Annotated in this window: 13 protein-coding genes; 3 read left to right on the forward strand and 10 right to left on the reverse strand. The window is 63.3% G+C overall.

Annotation, left to right across the window (positions count from 1 at the left end):
• Positions 1-57 precede the first annotated feature (57 nt).
• Positions 58-1095 carry a tRNA dihydrouridine(20/20a) synthase DusA gene (gene dusA / locus RBT42_RS02855; protein WP_320362354.1) on the reverse strand — a complete coding sequence of 346 codons (1038 nt, stop codon included), beginning with the start codon at positions 1093-1095 and terminating at the stop codon, positions 58-60.
• Positions 1096-1237: 142 nt separating this feature from the next.
• Between dusA and RBT42_RS02860 the strand changes: the two genes are divergently transcribed.
• On the forward strand, positions 1238-1549 hold the full coding sequence (locus RBT42_RS02860; RefSeq protein ID WP_320362355.1) for a hypothetical protein: 312 nt from the start codon (positions 1238-1240) through the stop codon (positions 1547-1549).
• A 14-nt stretch (positions 1550-1563) separates the two neighbouring features.
• Here the strand turns inward: RBT42_RS02860 and RBT42_RS02865 are convergent, their stop codons facing one another.
• The 7 genes from RBT42_RS02865 to RBT42_RS02895 all read right to left on the reverse strand — a co-directional run bounded on the left by RBT42_RS02865 (position 1564) and on the right by RBT42_RS02895 (position 11377).
• Positions 1564-2691 (reverse strand): enoyl-CoA hydratase/isomerase family protein, encoded by a 1128-nt coding sequence (locus tag RBT42_RS02865; protein ID WP_320362356.1) that lies wholly within the window; start codon positions 2689-2691, stop codon positions 1564-1566.
• A 77-nt stretch (positions 2692-2768) separates the two neighbouring features.
• Positions 2769-4595: a translational GTPase TypA gene (gene typA, locus RBT42_RS02870; RefSeq protein WP_320362357.1), complete on the reverse strand. Its 1827-nt coding sequence runs from the start codon at positions 4593-4595 to the stop codon at positions 2769-2771.
• A gap of 20 nt (positions 4596-4615) precedes the next feature.
• The gene (truB, locus tag RBT42_RS02875; RefSeq protein ID WP_320362358.1) at positions 4616-5617 is read right to left on the reverse strand and encodes a tRNA pseudouridine(55) synthase TruB; all 1002 of its coding nucleotides are present in this window, start codon (positions 5615-5617) and stop codon (positions 4616-4618) included.
• Positions 5614-6003, reverse strand: a complete 390-nt coding sequence (gene rbfA, locus RBT42_RS02880; protein WP_320362359.1) for a 30S ribosome-binding factor RbfA — start codon at positions 6001-6003, stop codon at positions 5614-5616. The genes truB and rbfA overlap by 4 nt, the downstream gene beginning before the upstream one ends.
• A 93-nt stretch (positions 6004-6096) precedes the next feature.
• On the reverse strand, positions 6097-9177 hold the full coding sequence (infB, locus tag RBT42_RS02885) for a translation initiation factor IF-2 (RefSeq protein ID WP_320362360.1): 3081 nt from the start codon (positions 9175-9177) through the stop codon (positions 6097-6099).
• A 62-nt stretch (positions 9178-9239) separates the two neighbouring features.
• Entirely contained in the window at positions 9240-10715 is a 1476-nt protein-coding gene (gene nusA / locus RBT42_RS02890) for a transcription termination factor NusA (protein WP_320362361.1), read from the reverse strand.
• Complete coding sequence (locus tag RBT42_RS02895) at positions 10712-11377, reverse strand: ribosome maturation factor RimP (protein WP_320362488.1); 666 nt, start codon at positions 11375-11377, stop codon at positions 10712-10714. The genes nusA and RBT42_RS02895 overlap by 4 nt, the downstream gene beginning before the upstream one ends.
• Before the next feature lie 235 nt (positions 11378-11612).
• Between RBT42_RS02895 and fabI the strand changes: the two genes are divergently transcribed.
• Positions 11613-12401 carry an enoyl-ACP reductase FabI gene (gene fabI / locus RBT42_RS02900; RefSeq protein ID WP_320362362.1) on the forward strand — a complete coding sequence of 263 codons (789 nt, stop codon included), beginning with the start codon at positions 11613-11615 and terminating at the stop codon, positions 12399-12401.
• 102 nt (positions 12402-12503) lie between these two features.
• Positions 12504-12779: a DUF4404 family protein gene (locus RBT42_RS02905; RefSeq protein ID WP_320362363.1), complete on the forward strand. Its 276-nt coding sequence runs from the start codon at positions 12504-12506 to the stop codon at positions 12777-12779.
• Positions 12780-12785: 6 nt separating this feature from the next.
• Here the strand turns inward: RBT42_RS02905 and RBT42_RS02910 are convergent, their stop codons facing one another.
• Both RBT42_RS02910 and RBT42_RS02915 read right to left on the reverse strand, forming a co-directional pair.
• The gene (locus RBT42_RS02910) at positions 12786-14693 is read right to left on the reverse strand and encodes an ABC transporter ATP-binding protein (RefSeq protein ID WP_320362364.1); all 1908 of its coding nucleotides are present in this window, start codon (positions 14691-14693) and stop codon (positions 12786-12788) included.
• A gap of 7 nt (positions 14694-14700) precedes the next feature.
• Positions 14701-16155, reverse strand: a complete 1455-nt coding sequence (locus RBT42_RS02915; protein ID WP_413785835.1) for an ABC transporter permease — start codon at positions 16153-16155, stop codon at positions 14701-14703.
• Positions 16156-16157 lie beyond the last annotated feature (2 nt).

Consider the following 16157-nt stretch of genomic DNA (forward strand, 5'->3'; position numbering starts at 1 on the left):
TTTTTTCATGCCCGGTGCCACCTCTCACGCATGACACCCGGCCGCATCACCCGCGCATCAAGGCCGTTGATGCGCCAAGGCCATGACCTCGGACGGCGGCAGATCCTTGAGCTTGTGGTCTGACCAGACCTGGCGCCAGCGGCGCGCGCCCGGCAAACCGTGGTACAGCCCCAGGATGTGACGGATCACCTGCGGCCAGCGTACTTCACCATGCGCCCAACCCGCAGTGCGCGCCATCTCACGCTCGGTGTAAGCCACCATCGCGGCTTCGACCGCCTCACGCGTCAGGGCCTGCTCACGGGGCGGCAAACCGAACAACAGCTCGTCCCATTCGGCCATCAACCAGGGGTTGTGGTACGCGGCGCGCCCCACCATCACACCGTCCAGCGCCACACCATCGATCATCGCCCCCGGCTGCAACTGCGCCACACAGCTGGCGTTGTCGGCCAGGCCGCCATTGAGCACGATGGTCAGGTGGGGGAAGTCGCGCTTGAGTTGATGAACGAACTCGTAACGCAGCGGCGGAATCTCGCGGTTCTCTTTCGGGCTCAGGCCCTTGAGCCAGGCATTGCGCGCGTGAACGATGAACACCTCGCAACCGGCGTTGGCCACCGTGCCCACGAAGTCGCGCACATAGTCATACGACTCGATCTGGTCAATGCCAATGCGATGCTTGACCGTGATGGGCACCTTCGGATCGCCCCCCACGGCGTCGATCATCGCCTTGACGCAGTCGGCCACCAAAGAAGACTCGTTCATCAGGCAGGCACCAAAGGCCCCCCGCTGCACCCGCTCGCTCGGGCAGCCGCAGTTCAGGTTCACCTCGTCATAGCCGAACTGCTGGGCCAGTTTCGCGCAGTGCGCCAGGTCAGCCGGCTCGCTACCGCCCAGTTGCAGGGCCACCGCATGCTCTTCCTGGTTGTATTCCAGGAAACGCAGCATGTTGCCGTGCACCAGCGCCCCGGTGGTGAGCATCTCCGTATAGAGCCGAGCGTGAGGGCTCAGCAGGCGATGGAAATAGCGGCAATGGCGATCGGTCCAGTCGAGCATCGGCGCCACGCAGGCACGCCAGGGGCTCAGTTCTTGGGGAGGCAAAGTGGTCACAGTCACAAAAAGAGCTCGGTCAGGGGGCGCGGGCCAGGGTCGGGTCTGAACGGCGTCCCGACCAACCCCATGTACAAGCCCGTATTTTCTCAGCTACATTGGGTTTTGTCTGATGACATCCAGTGAGGCCCTCATGAAGCACATCCTGACCACCTTGAGCGTGCTGACTGCCTTCGCTCTGGGCGCCTGCACGACCACACCCCGTCAGTACAGCGGCGACGTCATGGTCAGCACCGCGCAGGCCACCGAGCGCTGCGAGATCCTCGGCGAACTCTCCGGCTCCTCTGGACTCACCGGCCTGTTCGGCCTCAAAGGCGTCGACGACATCCGCCTCGATCTGATGCGCCGCGCCGAGGCCATGGGGGCCACCCACGTCGTGTGGGGCAAGCCCAACGTGGGCTACTTCAGCACCACCGAAACCGCACGCGCCTACCGCTGCAAGTAGCCTTCTGCCCGCCTTCACAGCGGGTCGTGCAGGTCGCGCAGTGGGTGGGCATGCGGCGGCCACACCGCCTCGAAGAATGCCTCGATCATGGCCGGCGTCACCGCCTCCACCGTCGACGGGTTCCAGCGCGGCTGGTGATCCTTGTCGACCACCAGCGCCCGCACGCCCTCCACTGTCTCACTGGCCGCACCGGGGCGCAACTGGAAGCAATGCCTGACCATCGTGCGCTCCATGCGGAAGACATCGGCCAAGGGCATGCTGCGCCCACGGCGGATCTGCTCCAGCGTCACCCCCATCATCAACGGTGAATGCCCCGCCATCTGCTGGCGCACCTGCGCGGCCCACTCGCTGTCATCCGCCAGCAAAGAAGCCCAGATGTCTTGCAAGGTGTGCTGACTGAAATGCCGGTTGATCGCCTCGAGATGCACGGTCACGGTCGCCTCCGGCAACTGCGTCAAGCCGTGCAGATCCAGGTGCGCACGGCAGCGACCCATCAACTCGTCGCTGCCATGCGCCGGTCGCGCCCCCAACTCGGCCAGCATCGATGGCCATGCGTCAGAGCGCGCATGCACATCGGCAAAGCCCAGGGTCAAGGCATCCGTCACATGCAGATGCGGCCCGACCATGCCCAGGTACTCGCCCACGGAGCCCACGCAGCGCGACAGAAAGTAGCCGCCCCCCACATCCGGAAACAGACCGATGCGGGTCTCGGGCATCGCCATGCGCAGCGACTCGGTCGCCACCCGCAGGTCGCCCCCCTGCGCCAGGCCCATGCCGCCGCCCATCGTCACGCCTTCCATCCAGGCGATCGTGGGCTTCGGGTAACTGTGGATCAGGTGATCCAGGCTGTATTCCTCGGTAAAGAAGTCTTCCACCGCCGCATCCCCCGCCAGCGCCGCATCGTGCATGAAGCGGATGTCACCCCCGGCACAAAAATGCGTCACCGGATGCTTGCCGCCTTCCGCAGGCCGTGGCGCGCCGCGCAGCAAGACCGCATGCACCGCCGGGTGTGTGCTCCAGCCCCGCAGCACCACCGTCAACTCACGCACCATTTCCAGCGACAAGGCATTGAGCGCCCTGGGCCGATTGAGGGTGATGACCCCCAAGCCACCCACGATCTCCGTCTGAATCACACGCTCCATCTCATCCCCCTGGCATCCAGCAAAAAAAAGGCCGCGTTGTCACACGCGGCCTTTTTACCTCAATCCGTCAGAGCGGATCAGGATTCGCGCGCAGCGCGCTTGCGGTCATGTTCCTTCAGGTGACGCTTGCGCACACGGATCGACTTGGGCGTGATCTCGACCAACTCGTCGTCATCGATGAAGTCCACACCGTATTCCAGCGTCAGTTCGATCGGCGGCGTGATCTTGACCGCGTCTTCCTTGCCGGACACGCGGAAGTTGGTCAGCTGCTTCGTACGCGTGGCGTTGACGACGAGGTCGTTCTCACGGCTGTGGATACCCACGATCATGCCTTCGTACACGGGGTCGTTCGGCTTGACGAACATGCGACCACGGTCGTCCAGCTTGCCCAGGGCGTAGGTGAAGATTTCACCGTCGTCCATGGAGATCAGCACGCCGTTCTTGCGTCCGCCGATTTCGCCCTTGTGCGGCTCATAGCCGTCGAAGATCGACGAGATCAGGCCCGAACCACGGGTCAGGTTCATGAACTCGTTGCTGAAACCGATCAGGCCACGAGCCGGAATGCGATATTCCAGGCGCACACGACCATGGCCGTCCAGCTCCATGTTGATCATGTCGCCCTTGCGCAAGCCCAGGGCTTGCATCACGCCGCCTTGGTGCTCTTCTTCCACGTCGGCGGTCACCAATTCCATGGGTTCGCACTTCACGCCATCGATGTCTTTGAACATCACACGTGGCTTCGAAACGGCCAGCTCGTAACCTTCGCGGCGCATTTCTTCCAGCAAGATGGTCAAGTGCAATTCACCACGACCGCACACCTCAAAAACACCGTCTTCATCGGTTTCCTTGACGCGCAGGGCCACGTTGGAGCGCAGCTCCTTTTGCAGGCGGTCCCAAATTTGGCGGCTGGTCACAAACTTGCCTTCACGACCTGCCAGAGGCGAGGTGTTCACGCAGAAGTTCATGGTCAGGGTGGGCTCGTCAATCTTCAGCATCGGCAGAGGCTGAGGATTGGCCGGATCGGTCACGGTTTCGCCGATGCCAATGTTTTCAATGCCGCTGATCAACACGATCTCGGAAGGACCAGCTTCAGTCGCTTGCACACGGTCCAGGCCTTGGAAAGTATGAACCTGGTTGATCTTGCCGGTGTAGGCCTTGCCATCAGGGCCAGCCATCACAGCCACTTGTTGACCTGGCTTCAAGGTACCTTGGGTGATGCGGCCGACGCCGATACGACCCACGAATGTGGAATAGTCCAGCGCCGAGATTTGCAGTTGCAGAGGTGCAGTTGCATCACCCTTGACCGCAGGCACGTGCTCCAGAATGGTGTCGAACAGGGCCGACATGTCTTCGCCCCACTTGGCGCCAGGCTCGCCCTCTACCTTCGAAGACCAGCCATTGATGCCGGAGGCATACACCACGGGGAAGTCCAACTGCTCGTCGGTCGCACCCAGCTTGTCGAACAGGTCAAACGCAGCGTTCACCACCTTGTCGGGGTTCGCACCGGGCTTGTCCACCTTGTTGACCACCACGATGGGCTTCAGCCCCAAGGCCAATGCCTTCTTGGTCACAAAACGCGTTTGAGGCATCGGGCCTTCTTGCGCATCGATCAGCAACACCACGCCGTCGACCATGGACAGGGCACGCTCCACTTCACCACCGAAGTCCGCGTGGCCTGGTGTGTCGAGGATGTTGATGTGGGTGTCTTTCCAAGACACGGCACAGTTCTTGGCCAGGATGGTGATGCCGCGTTCACGTTCGATGGCGTTGTTATCCATGACCGTGTCGACCACTTTTTCGTGCTCGGCAAAGGTGCCAGACTGGCGCAGCAGTTGGTCGACCATGGTGGTTTTGCCATGGTCAACGTGGGCGATGATCGCGATGTTGCGAATTTGAGTGCTCATAAAAGCTCTTTGGTCCTAAATCAAATTTCTGAGGCTGACGCCGCCGCCACGGAAGGCGCTGACTGGGTCAGCATGCCTTCCACCTCGGTCGGACTCAGCAGGCGCGTAGGGATCAATTCGCCGCCCTTGATGTGGGCACTGCCCAGCAACACGCGGCGATCCGGGAGGCTGCCCGGCTCAGGATGGGGCCCATACACACGCACCTGGGGCGCATCGGCCAAACGGGTTCGCCGGCGCAAGCCGGTGAGAAAACGGGCAGCCTCAGGCTCACTCAAGAGCACTTCCGGCCAATCGTTCAACAAAATATCGGCGGGCAGCAAGTGCGCATCGCGCTCGGCTTCGCTCATGGCCGTCAAGGCCTCCAGCGTCACCGCGCCGTTCAGGCTCACACCACCACTGCCCGTGCGACGCAGCCCGATCAGGTGCGCACCACACCCGAGCGCCTCGCCAATGTCCTGCGCCAGGGTGCGAATATACGTCCCTTTGCTGCATTGCACATCCAATTCCAGCACGTCACCTTGCCAGCCGAGGATGTCAATGCGGTGAATGGTCACCTGACGTGGCGGACGCTCGATGTCGATGCCCTGCCGCGCATACTCGTACAGCGCCTTGCCTTGATGCTTGAGCGCCGAATGCATCGGCGGCACCTGCTCGATCGGGCCGGTGAACTGCTCGCAGGCCTGCGCAATGCGCTCCGCGTTGACCTGCTCGGGCGTCACCGGGCGTGTCTGCAGCACCTCGCCTTCGGCGTCACCTGTGGAGGTGGTCTCCCCCAACTTCAGGGTGGCCGTGTAGCGCTTGTCGGCGTCCAGGGACACCTGAGAAAACTTCGTGGCCGCCCCGAAACACAAGGGCAGCAGGCCTGTGGCCAAGGGATCCAGCGTGCCGGTATGGCCCGCCTTCTCCGCCCGCATCAGGCGGCGCACCTTCTGCAAGGCATCGTTGCTCGACAGGCCCAAAGGCTTGTCAAGCAGGATGACGCCATGCAGTTGGCGACGTGGCTGACGCGGTGGCTTGCTCACGTGGGCGTGCCCTCGCCTTCATCGTCCTTTGCCTTGTCGGCCACGGCGCGGGTGATCAAGGCATTCAACTCGGCCGCACGCTCGGTCGTGCGATCAAAGTGGAAATGCAGAGTCGGAACCGTGTGGATCTGCAGGCGCTTGAACAGGCCATTGCGGATGAAACCCGCCGCCTCGTTCAAACCCACTTCGCAGGCCACCGGGTCGCCCACCAGCAAGGAGAAGAACACCTTGGCATGGGCGTAGTCGGGCGTCACCTCCACGTGGGTGATGGTGACCATGTTGCTGATGCGCGGATCCTTCAGATCGCGGATCAGCTCGGCCACGTCGCGCTGAATCTGGTCATTGACCCGATGGCTGCGATTGGGAGTAGCTTTTTTATGGCGCATGGTGAATTCCTGCTGTCTTGGCGGTCGGTGCTCGGAAACACAAACCCCGCCTGACTCAGGCGGGGTTGAGGGGCAGAGCTACCTGCGCGCTGATTACAGCGTACGGGCCACTTCCTTGATTTCGAAGAACTCGAGGACGTCGCCTTCCTTGATGTCGTTGTAGCCCTTGATGTTCAGACCACACTCGAAGCCCTCGCGAACTTCCTTGACATCGTCCTTGAAGCGCTTGAGGCCTTCCAGCTCGCCGGTGTAAATGACCACGTTCTCGCGCAGCAGGCGCAGCTTGGCGCTGCGACGCACCACGCCGTCGGTGACCATACAACCCGCGATCGTGCCGATCTTCGAGGCCACGAAGACCTGACGGATCTCGGCCGAGCCGATGACTTCTTCGCGCTGTTCCGGCGCCAACATGCCACCCATCGCTGCCTTCACATCGTCCACGGCGTCGTAGATGATGTTGTAGTAGCGCAGGTCCACACCGTTGCTGTCGGCCAGCTTGCGAGCGCCCGAATCGGCACGCACGTTGAAGCCAATGATGACCGCCTTCGAGGCAATCGCCAGGTTGACGTCCGATTCGCTGATGCCACCCACCGCAGCGTGCACAACCTGCACACGCACTTCAGGCGTGGACAGCTTGAGCAGCGAGGCCGCCAGCGCTTCTTGCGAACCTTGCACGTCGGCCTTGATGATGAGGGCCAGCGTTTGCACGTCGCCCTGCCCCATGTTCTCGAAAATACTTTCGAGCTTGGCGGCTTGTTGCTTGGCCAGCTTGACGTTGCGGTACTTGCCTTGACGGAACGTGGCAATTTCACGGGCACGACGTTCGTCAGACAGCACCATGAACTCGTCGCCCGCAGACGGCACTTCTGCCAAACCTTGGATTTCGACCGGGATCGACGGGCCGGCTTCGGTTGCCGCCTTGCCGTTCTCGTCCAACATGGCACGCACACGACCGTAGCTCGCACCGGCCAACACCACATCGCCGCGCTTGAGGGTACCGGACTGAACCAGCACGGTGGCGACGGGGCCACGGCCCTTGTCCAGACGCGCTTCGATCACCAAACCCTTGGCTTGCGAATCCTTCGCGGCGGTCAATTCCAGAACCTCGGCCTGCAGGAGGACTTGCTCCAGCAGTTCGTCGATGCCCTGACCTGTCTTGGCCGACACGTGCACAAACGGAGAATCACCGCCGTACTCTTCGGGCACAACCTGCTCGCCGACCAACTCCTGCTTCACGCGATCAGGGGCTGCACCGGGCTTGTCGATCTTGTTGATCGCCACCACGATGGGCACACCCGCCGCCTTGGCGTGGTGAATGGCTTCCTTCGTCTGGGGCATGACGCCGTCGTCGGCCGCCACCACCAAGATCACCAAGTCGGTTGCCTTGGCACCGCGAGCACGCATGGCCGTGAAGGCTTCGTGACCCGGGGTGTCGAGGAAGGTGATCATGCCGCGCGGCGTGTTCACATGGTAGGCACCGATGTGCTGCGTGATGCCGCCGGCTTCGCCCGATGCCACACGTGTGGTACGGATGTAGTCCAGCAGCGAGGTCTTGCCGTGGTCGACGTGACCCATGACGGTCACAACCGGCGCACGCGGGAACACCTCGGCAGTTTGATCGGCGTGTTCTTCTTCCAGGAAGGCATCCGGATCGTCCAGCTTGGCGGCGAAGGCCTGGTGACCCATCTCCTCGACCACAATCATGGCCGTTTCCTGGTCCAGTTGCTGGTTGATGGTCACCATCTGGCCCAGCTTCATCATCTGTTTGATGACTTCGGAGGCCTTCACCGACATCTTGTGTGCCAAATCGGCCACCGAGATGGTTTCGGGAATGTGGACTTCGAGGATTTGCGGCTCGGTCGGTGCCACGAAGGTGGACTGGCTCTCGCCACGGTCATTGCCGCGACGACCACCACGCCCGCCAGGTGCCTTCCAGCCACTGCGCGAGGCGCCTGCATCGCTGCGACCCTTACTGGCTGGTGCGCCACGCTTCTTCTCATCGGCCCAGCTCGACGACAACTTCTCGGACTTGACCGATTTCTTGTCGCCCGGCTTGGCTGCGGTTGTCCCCGGCGCAGCGGCGCCCGGAGCGCCCTTGGGCTTGTGAATGGTGCCCTTGATGGCCGCTTCGGCCGGCTTGGGCTCTTCCTTCTTCGCCACGAGCACCTTCTTGGGTGCGTTCATCATGGCGCGGATGGCCGCAGCTTCGGCTTCAGCCGCCTTGCGGCGTGCAGCCAGATCGTCAGCGCGCTTCTTCTCTTCGGCCTCGATGTCAGCGGCCTTGACCACACGCACCGCGGTGGGCTTGACCACTTCCGGAGCCGGAGCCGGTGCCGCAGCAGGGGCTGCAGCGGGCTTGCTGGCCTCGGCGGCAGCCTTGGCAGCCTGCTCGGCTTCTGCAGCCTTGGCTGCAGAAGCAGCCTCTGCGGCTTCGGCAGCCTTGGCGGCTTCAGCAGCCTTGGCCAGGCCACTGCGGGAGCCACGTTGGGCGGCAGCCGTCAGGGCCGCAGCCTCGGCGCGACCGGCCTCCAGTGCGGCAGCACGGCGAGCGGCTTGCGCAGCCTTCTCGGCAGCATCTTGCTCGGCCGTCTTGGCAGCAATGGCGGCGGCGGCAGCCTTGGAGCCTGCCTTGGCATTGGCCGCCGCAGCTTCCTGCTCGGCCAGTTCACGCGCAGCACGTTCAGCGGCGGCACGCGCACGCTCTTCGGCCTCTTCGCGCTCACGGCGTTCCTGCTCTTCGCGCTGACGACGGGCTTCGGCGAGTTGCTCTTCCTGAACGCGCAGGGCTTCAGCCTGGTTGCGCGCTTCTTCTTCGCGACGCGCCAGTTCAGCCTCTTCCTGAGCGGTTTGAGCGGTGTCATCGACGGCGTCATCACGCTTGACGAAGACACGCTTCTTCTTCACTTCGACCTGAATGGTGCGGGCTTTGCCTGAGGCGTCAGCCTGCTTGATCTCGGTGGTCGATTTGCGGGTCAGCGTGATCTTCTTGCGATCTGCGCCACCGGCAGAGCCGTGGGCAGTACGCAGGTGTTCCAGCAGACGCTCTTTATCGGCCTCCGTGAGCACGTCTTCCGGCGTTGCCTTTTGCACGCCAGCAGACTGGAGCTGATCCAACAGTGTCGCAGCCGGGCGATTGAGCTCCGCGGCGAGTTGTGCGACGGTGGTCACGGCCATGTGTTTGTATCCTTGCGATGAGCTTGCTTAAATGAGTCGAGAGGTCGGCGTTGGACGGGGTATCAGGCGAACCAGTGCTCGCGCGCCTTGAGAATGAGGGCGCGCGCCTGTTCGTCTGCCACACCAGTGATCTCGGTGAGTTCGTCCACTGCCAGATCGGCCAGGTCGTCACGGGTGTGGATGCCTGCGTCGGCCAACTTCGCGAACAGCTCAGGGGTCAAGCCTTCCAGGCCCTTGAGATTTTCCGACAAAGTCTCGACTTCTTCTTCCTTGGCGATTTCCATGGTCAGCAAAGCATCTTTCGCGCGGGTACGCAGCTCATTGACCGTGTCTTCGTCAAACGATTCGATTTCCAGCATTTCCTGCAGCGGCACGTAGGCCACTTCTTCCAGGCTGGTAAATCCCTCGGCGATCAGGATATCGGCCACCTCGGCATCGACGTCGAGCTTGTCGACGAAGAGCTTACGGATGGAGTCGGATTCCAGAGCCTGCTTCTGTGCAGACTCTTCCGCCGACATGATGTTGATACGCCAGCCCGTCAGCTCGGAGGCCAGACGGACGTTCTGCCCACCACGACCGATGGCGATTGCGAGGTTTTCCTCGTCAACCACCACGTCCATGGCGTGCTGTTCTTCGTCCACAAAAATGGACTGCACATTGGCCGGTGCCAGTGCACCGATCACGAACTGGGCCGGGTCTTCGGACCACAGCACGATGTCCACGCGCTCGCCTGCCAGTTCGTTGGTGACGGCGGTGACACGAGAGCCGCGCACACCAACGCAGGTGCCGATGGGATCGACACGCTTGTCGTGCGAGAGCACGGCGATCTTGGCGCGCGAGCCAGCGTCACGCGCACAGCTCTTGATCTCCAGCAGGCCTTGCTCGATTTCGGGCACTTCCTGACGGAACAGCTCGATCATGAAGTCAGGCGCACTGCGCGACAGCATGATTTGCGGGCCACGGGCCAGTGTGTCGACGCCCAGCATGTAGGCGCGAACGCGGTCGCCGGTGCGCAGGTTTTCCTTCGGGATCATCTCGGTGCGCTTGAGGCGACCTTCGACACGACCCGATTCGACGATGATGTCACCCTTGTCCAGACGCTTGACGGTGCCGACAAAGATTTTTTCGTCACGCGACAGGAAGTCGTTGAGCAGTTGCTCACGCTCGGCGTCACGGATCTTCTGCAAGATCACCTGCTTGGCAGCCTGGGCACCGATGCGGCCGATGGGCACGGACTCGATGGCTTCCTCGATGTAGTCATCGACTTCGATGTCAGGGATTTGTTCCTGGGCTTCGAACAGCAAGATTTCAGCATCGGGCAGTTGCAGGCCGGCCTCGTTGGGCACCACGTGCCAACGACGGAAGGTTTCATAGATGCCCGTTTCGCGGTCGATGGCCACACGGATGTCCACCTCACCTTGATAGAGCTTCTTGGTCGCGGAAGCCAGGGCGGACTCGACCGCGCCAAACACCACGTCACGGTCCACGCTCTTCTCACGAGAGATGGCATCTACCAGCATCAACAGTTCACGATTCATTTCTTCTGACCTCCGAGTTCTTGCGCCTCATCTACGGCAACTTCACCGGCCGCCGGGGTTGCCACCCGACGACTACGCCCTTTGAAACTCACGGCAGGCACCAGCCGGGCCTCGCGGATTTCATCGAGCGTGAAACTTAAAACCTGATCGACCGGACCCTGGACTGCGTCCGGGCCTGCCTTGGCCTGTTCTTTGGCCAATTTCTTGGCTGCCGTCTTGGACAAGGGCTTGTCTGCATCGGGCGAGCGCAGCACGAGGCCCCAGGCCTGCCCTGCCTCCACCTGCGCCGGATCCGCATCCTGCGCTGCACACAAGGTACCGCTGTACTTCTTGGCGCCCTGGAATGGCACCTTCAGGCTGATCGCGACCTGCTCGCCCACAAAGCGCGCAAAGTGCGCGGGGGTCTTGAGCGGGCGATCGACACCGGGGGAGGACACTTCCAGGCGGCTGTAATCGGCGTCCACCGTCTCCAGCGCATACTGCAACTGACGGGTCACCTTCTCGCAGTCGTCCACCGTCACCAGGTCGCCGGGCAGATCGTAGGCCTGATCAGGAAAACGATCGATGTACACGCGCAGCAACCCGCCAGAACTGCGTTCGCAGTCCACGAGTTCGTAGCCGAGGCCGGATACGGTGGTTTCAACAACTTTGAGCCAGGTCATCCAATGAAAAACGGTCGAGCAAAAAAAATGGGCTGGAAAGATCCGCCCATTCGTGACAAACACGAGACGATCCACTTTGCACCCGACGCGACTGATGCCAGCATCGGACAAAGCAACCAATCCTGCATTTTAGCCTGAGGAAAGCGTCACAGCAAGGCATGTGCGTTAATTTCGTGTTTTGCGCCGCACCCGTGCCAAAATCGCCCCCTCGTTAAGCATTCTGTATGGAGACCCCATGGGATTTCTCGCTGGCAAGCGCCTGTTGATCACCGGCCTGCTGTCCAACCGCTCGATTGCCTATGGCATCGCCAAGGCCTGCAAGCGCGAAGGCGCTGAACTGGCTTTCAGTTATGTGGGTGAGCGCTTCAAGGACCGGATCACCGAGTTCGCCAAGGAGTTCGACTCCGAGCTGATTTTTGACTGCGACGTCGGCAGCGATGAACAGATCGATGCGATGTTCGCCGATCTGTCCAAAACCTGGCCGAAGATCGACGGTTTCGTGCACGCCATCGGTTTCGCCCCGCGCGAAGCCATCGCCGGCGACTTCCTGGAAGGCCTGTCGCGCGAAGGCTTCCGCGTGGCCCACGACATCTCGGCCTACAGCTTCCCGGCCATGGCCAAGGCGTCCCTGCCCTACCTGAACGAGGGTGCCTCGCTCTTGACCCTGTCCTACCTGGGTGCCGAGCGCATTGTGCCGGCCTACAACACCATGGGTCTGGCCAAGGCTTCGCTGGAGGCGAGCGTGCGCTACACCGCCGGCAGCCTGGGCCCCAAGGGCATCCGCGCCAACGGCATTTCCGCCGGCCCGATCAAGACCTTGGCCGCTTCGGGCATCAAGGGCTTCAGTAAGATTCTGAGCGTGGTCGAAGAAAACGCGCCGCTGCGCCGCAACGTCACGATCGATGACGTGGGCAATGTGGCCGCCTTCCTGCTGTCGGATCTGGCTGCGGGCGTCACGGCCGAGATCACCTATGTGGACGGTGGTTTCAGCAAGGTGATGGGCGGCGGCGCTGACGCAGCCTGAGCTGCGTCAAGACATCGCTTGCAAGGGGCCTCAGGGCCCCTTTGTTGCTTTTCAGACATGATGGGGCTTGGCAAAATGCCTTTAACACCCCAAGGAGACCGCATGAACCGCTCAGAACTGGAAGCGCTGCTCAAGAAGTTGCAGTCGGAGTTGGCATCCGGCCAGCCTGTGGACGAGGAGCTGCGTGCCTCGTTGCGCAAGCTCGATGAGGACATCCTGCAGGTGCTGGGCGCCGGCAGCCCGCTGTCCGAGACCGAGAACGACGAAACCCTGGCCCAACGTGCGCAGGAAATCGACGCCCGCTTTTCGGCCGAACACCCCTACCTGGCCAACACGCTGCGTGATGTGATGGACCTGCTGGGCAAGATGGGGATCTGACCCCGCTCAGTGTCGGTGCGACGGGTGCGCCGGCACCGCAGACAGCAAGGTGCGGGTGTAGGCGTGCTGCGGCCGCTCCAGCACCTGCTGGGTGTCGCCTTGCTCGACGATGCGGCCGCTTTGCATCACCGCCACCTGGTCGGCCAGGTAGGCGACCACGCTCATGTTGTGGGTGATGAACAGCAGGCTCAACCCCAATTGGGACTGCAACTCGCGCAGCAGATTCAGGATCTGAGCCTGCACCGACACATCCAGCGCCGAGGTGGGCTCATCGCACACCAGCACCTGAGGCTCGACGGCCAAGGCGCGGGCAATCGCGAGGCGCTGACGCTGGCCACCGGAAAACTCGTGCGGGAAGCGCTGCAGCGCATCTGACCGCAAGCCGACGCGCTCCACCAACTCGACCACCTGCCGCAGACGCCGCTCGGCCGACCAGTCAGAGCGCAATGAACGCATCCCCTCTTCCAGGATGTCGGCCACCCGCATGCGCGGGTTGAGCGAGGCGAACGGGTCTTGGAACACCATCTGGATGGCCTGACGGGCCGAGCGCAAGGCCGCTGCCGGCATGGTCAACAGGTCGTCGCGTCCGGGGCCCTGATGCAGCCAGACCTGGCCGCTCACGCGCACCTGGGGCTGGCCACGCAGCAACTGCACGATGGCTCGACCGGTTGTGGTCTTGCCGCAACCCGACTCTCCCACCAGCGCCAGGGTCTGGCCTGCGCGCAAACTGAAGGACACGTCCTGCACGGCGGCCACCTCATGGGGCTTGCGGAACAGTCCGCCGCCGCTGCGGAAGATCACGCTGAGCGACTGCACGTCCAACAAGAGGGGCGATGGCGCCTGCGCATCACCCGTCGTGGCAACGGGCTGAGGGGCCGCCTCTGCTGCCCGGCCCGACCCACCGGCTGGCTGGCGCACGACGGCGTCGTCCTGGCTCAGCGGATACCAGCAACGCACCTCGGCTCCCTGATCGCCCGCGGCCGCATCCAGCGACGGCGCCTGCTCACGGCAACGGTCCTGAGCCCGGTCGCAGCGCGGCGCAAAGCGGCAGCCAACAAAGGTCTGCCACAAGGGGGGCACCGTGCCGCCGATCGTCACCAAAGGCTCGCCGCGGCGCTCGGCATCGGGCAGCGCCTGGAGCAGCATGCGCGCGTAGGGGTGACGCGGTTGCGCAAAGAAGGTGGCAGCAGGCGCCTCTTCGATGATCTGCCCGGCGTACATCAAGGCCACCCGGTGGGCCATGTCGGCCACCACACCCAGGTCATGGGTGATCAGCAGCAGGCCCAGTTGGCGCTCCTGCTGCAGGGCCTTGAGCAGGTCCAGCACCTGCTTCTGGATGGTCACATCCAGCGCGGTGGTCGGCTCGTCGGCGATCAGGTAACGGGGCTCGGCCGCCAGCGTCATCGCGATCATGACGCGCTGCTTCTGCCCCCCGCTCATCTCGAAGGGGTAGCTGTCGATGCGGCGCTCGGGCTCGGGAATGCCCACACGGCGCAGCCAGTCCACGGCTTTGTGCCGCGCCGCCGCACCGCGCAAGCGGGTGTGCGCTTCGATGGCCTCGACGATCTGGTCGCCCACCCGCATCACCGGGTTGAGGCTGGTGGCGGGCTCCTGAAAGATGATACCCACGTGCCCGCCACGGATGCGGCGCATCTCGCACTCCGGCAGGTAGAGCAGCTCGGTGGGCTTGCCGTCGGGAACGTCGGTGCCAAGGTCCACCTGCCCCTGCTCGATGCGCCCGTTGTCAGGCAGGAGGCGCATCAGCGCCAGGGCGGTCATGCTCTTGCCACAGCCGGATTCGCCCACCAGGGCAAAGGTTTCGCCGCGCTCGAGGGTCAGGCTGAGGCCGTCGAGTGCACGCACCAGGCCCGCTTCGGCATCCAGCGTGACATGAAGGTCATGGGTCTGCAGCATCGGAACCTCAGGCTGGGTGAACGGCCGCACGGGGGCGTGCGCGATAGACACGGGCCCGCGGATCGAAAGCATCGCGCACGGCATCGGCAAACAGGTTGGCCGACAGCACAATGGCCACCATGAACACGAAGGCGGCCAGGAAGGACCACCAGACGATGGGGTCGCGCGACATCTCGACGCGCGCCTGGTTGATCATGCCGCCGAAGCTGTTCATGGACGGATCGACGCCCACGCCCACGTAGGACAGGACCGCCTCGTAAAGGATCAGGCCGGAAAACTCCAGCACCGTGGTGATCAGCACCAGGTGCATGACGTTGGGCAGCACGTGGCGCTGCATGATGCGCCAGTGGCTGACGCCGAAGGCGGTGGCGGCTTGCACGTACTCCAACTCGCGCAGCTTGAGGGTTTCAGCGCGAAGCAGGCGGCACAGACCGGCCCAGCCGGTCAAGCCCAGGATGAGGCACAGCAGGAAGATCTTGAGGTCGGCGCGCTCCAGGCCGGTCTCGAACAGTTCAGGGTGCTTGTCGAGGAAGACCTGCACCATCAGCACGCAGGCCGCGATCAGCAGGATGTTGGGTACCGACGAGAGCACCGTGTAGATGTACTGGATGACATCGTCGACCCAGCCCTTGAAATAACCCGCGGCGATGCCGAACACCAGCGCGAAGGGCAAGGTCGCCAGGGTGGCCAGGCTGCCGATGACAAAGGCGGTGCGCACGCTCTTGAGCGTCATGTACAGCACGTCATTGCCGGTGCGGTCGGTGCCCAGGACGTGATAGCCCTGCCCCCAACTGAGCGCCAGGCCCCACCCCACCAGCACCGCCATCACCGAAGCGGTGACCCAAGCGGCCCGCCATGCCAGGGGCTGGGCTGCCGTGGTCGCGTGTGCTCGCGCCGTACGGACCAGCAGCCACAGCAGCAGGCTCACAGCCGCACCGCCCAGGGTGCCCCAAGTCAGGCGCATCGCGATGTCGCCCGCCCAGTCACGCTCGGGCTCGGCCAGGCCTGCCCCGCCGTACCGAAGGCGCGGGTAGGCGCGCGCGGGCAAGGTGGGCACGCCGTGTTCATCTAGCACGGGCTTGTCGTCGGCCTGTGGTGGCACCGACTCCTTGCTGAAACCATGCGTGGCCAGGGGCTGGGAGTAGCTGTTCTCGCGGCTCGCGATCAGCTTGGCCAGGCCGATGTCCAGCACGGACTCGGTGCGGGTGTCGTAGGCACGCACACCGCCAACCACATCGGGCAAGGCGCGGCGGAAGTGCAGGCTGTCTGCCAGGGTCATCAGCAGCATCACACCCAGCAGCACCGCCGACGCCATGGCCGAGGGTGTGACAAACACGCGCCGCCAGGTGGCGCGCAGCGCGGCGTCCCGGCGCACCTGGCGCACATACAGGCCCAGGCCGAGCAGCATCACCCACAAGACCACATCGGTCCACAGCGTCACAAATTTGAAAGGCAGATCCATGT

The organism is Aquabacterium sp., assembly GCF_034003525.1.
Classification (GTDB): domain Bacteria; phylum Pseudomonadota; class Gammaproteobacteria; order Burkholderiales; family Burkholderiaceae_C; genus Aquabacterium.

Bases quoted from the DNA above. Each gene is read 5' to 3' on its own strand.
- RBT42_RS02860 (WP_320362355.1), top strand. From the start codon at position 1,238: ATGAAGCACATCCTGACCACCTTGAGCGTGCTGACTGCCTTCGCTCTG.
- RBT42_RS02865 (WP_320362356.1), bottom strand. From the start codon at position 2,691: ATGGAGCGTGTGATTCAGACGGAGATCGTGGGTGGCTTGGGGGTCATC.
- typA (WP_320362357.1), bottom strand. From the start codon at position 4,595: ATGAGCACTCAAATTCGCAACATCGCGATCATCGCCCACGTTGACCAT.
- rbfA (WP_320362359.1), bottom strand. From the start codon at position 6,003: ATGCGCCATAAAAAAGCTACTCCCAATCGCAGCCATCGGGTCAATGAC.
- infB (WP_320362360.1), bottom strand. From the start codon at position 9,177: ATGGCCGTGACCACCGTCGCACAACTCGCCGCGGAGCTCAATCGCCCG.
- nusA (WP_320362361.1), bottom strand. From the start codon at position 10,715: ATGAATCGTGAACTGTTGATGCTGGTAGATGCCATCTCTCGTGAGAAG.
- RBT42_RS02895 (WP_320362488.1), bottom strand. From the start codon at position 11,377: ATGACCTGGCTCAAAGTTGTTGAAACCACCGTATCCGGCCTCGGCTAC.
- fabI (WP_320362362.1), top strand. From the start codon at position 11,613: ATGGGATTTCTCGCTGGCAAGCGCCTGTTGATCACCGGCCTGCTGTCC.
- RBT42_RS02905 (WP_320362363.1), top strand. From the start codon at position 12,504: ATGAACCGCTCAGAACTGGAAGCGCTGCTCAAGAAGTTGCAGTCGGAG.
- RBT42_RS02910 (WP_320362364.1), bottom strand. From the start codon at position 14,693: ATGCTGCAGACCCATGACCTTCATGTCACGCTGGATGCCGAAGCGGGC.
- RBT42_RS02915 (WP_413785835.1), bottom strand. From the start codon at position 16,155: ATGGATCTGCCTTTCAAATTTGTGACGCTGTGGACCGATGTGGTCTTG.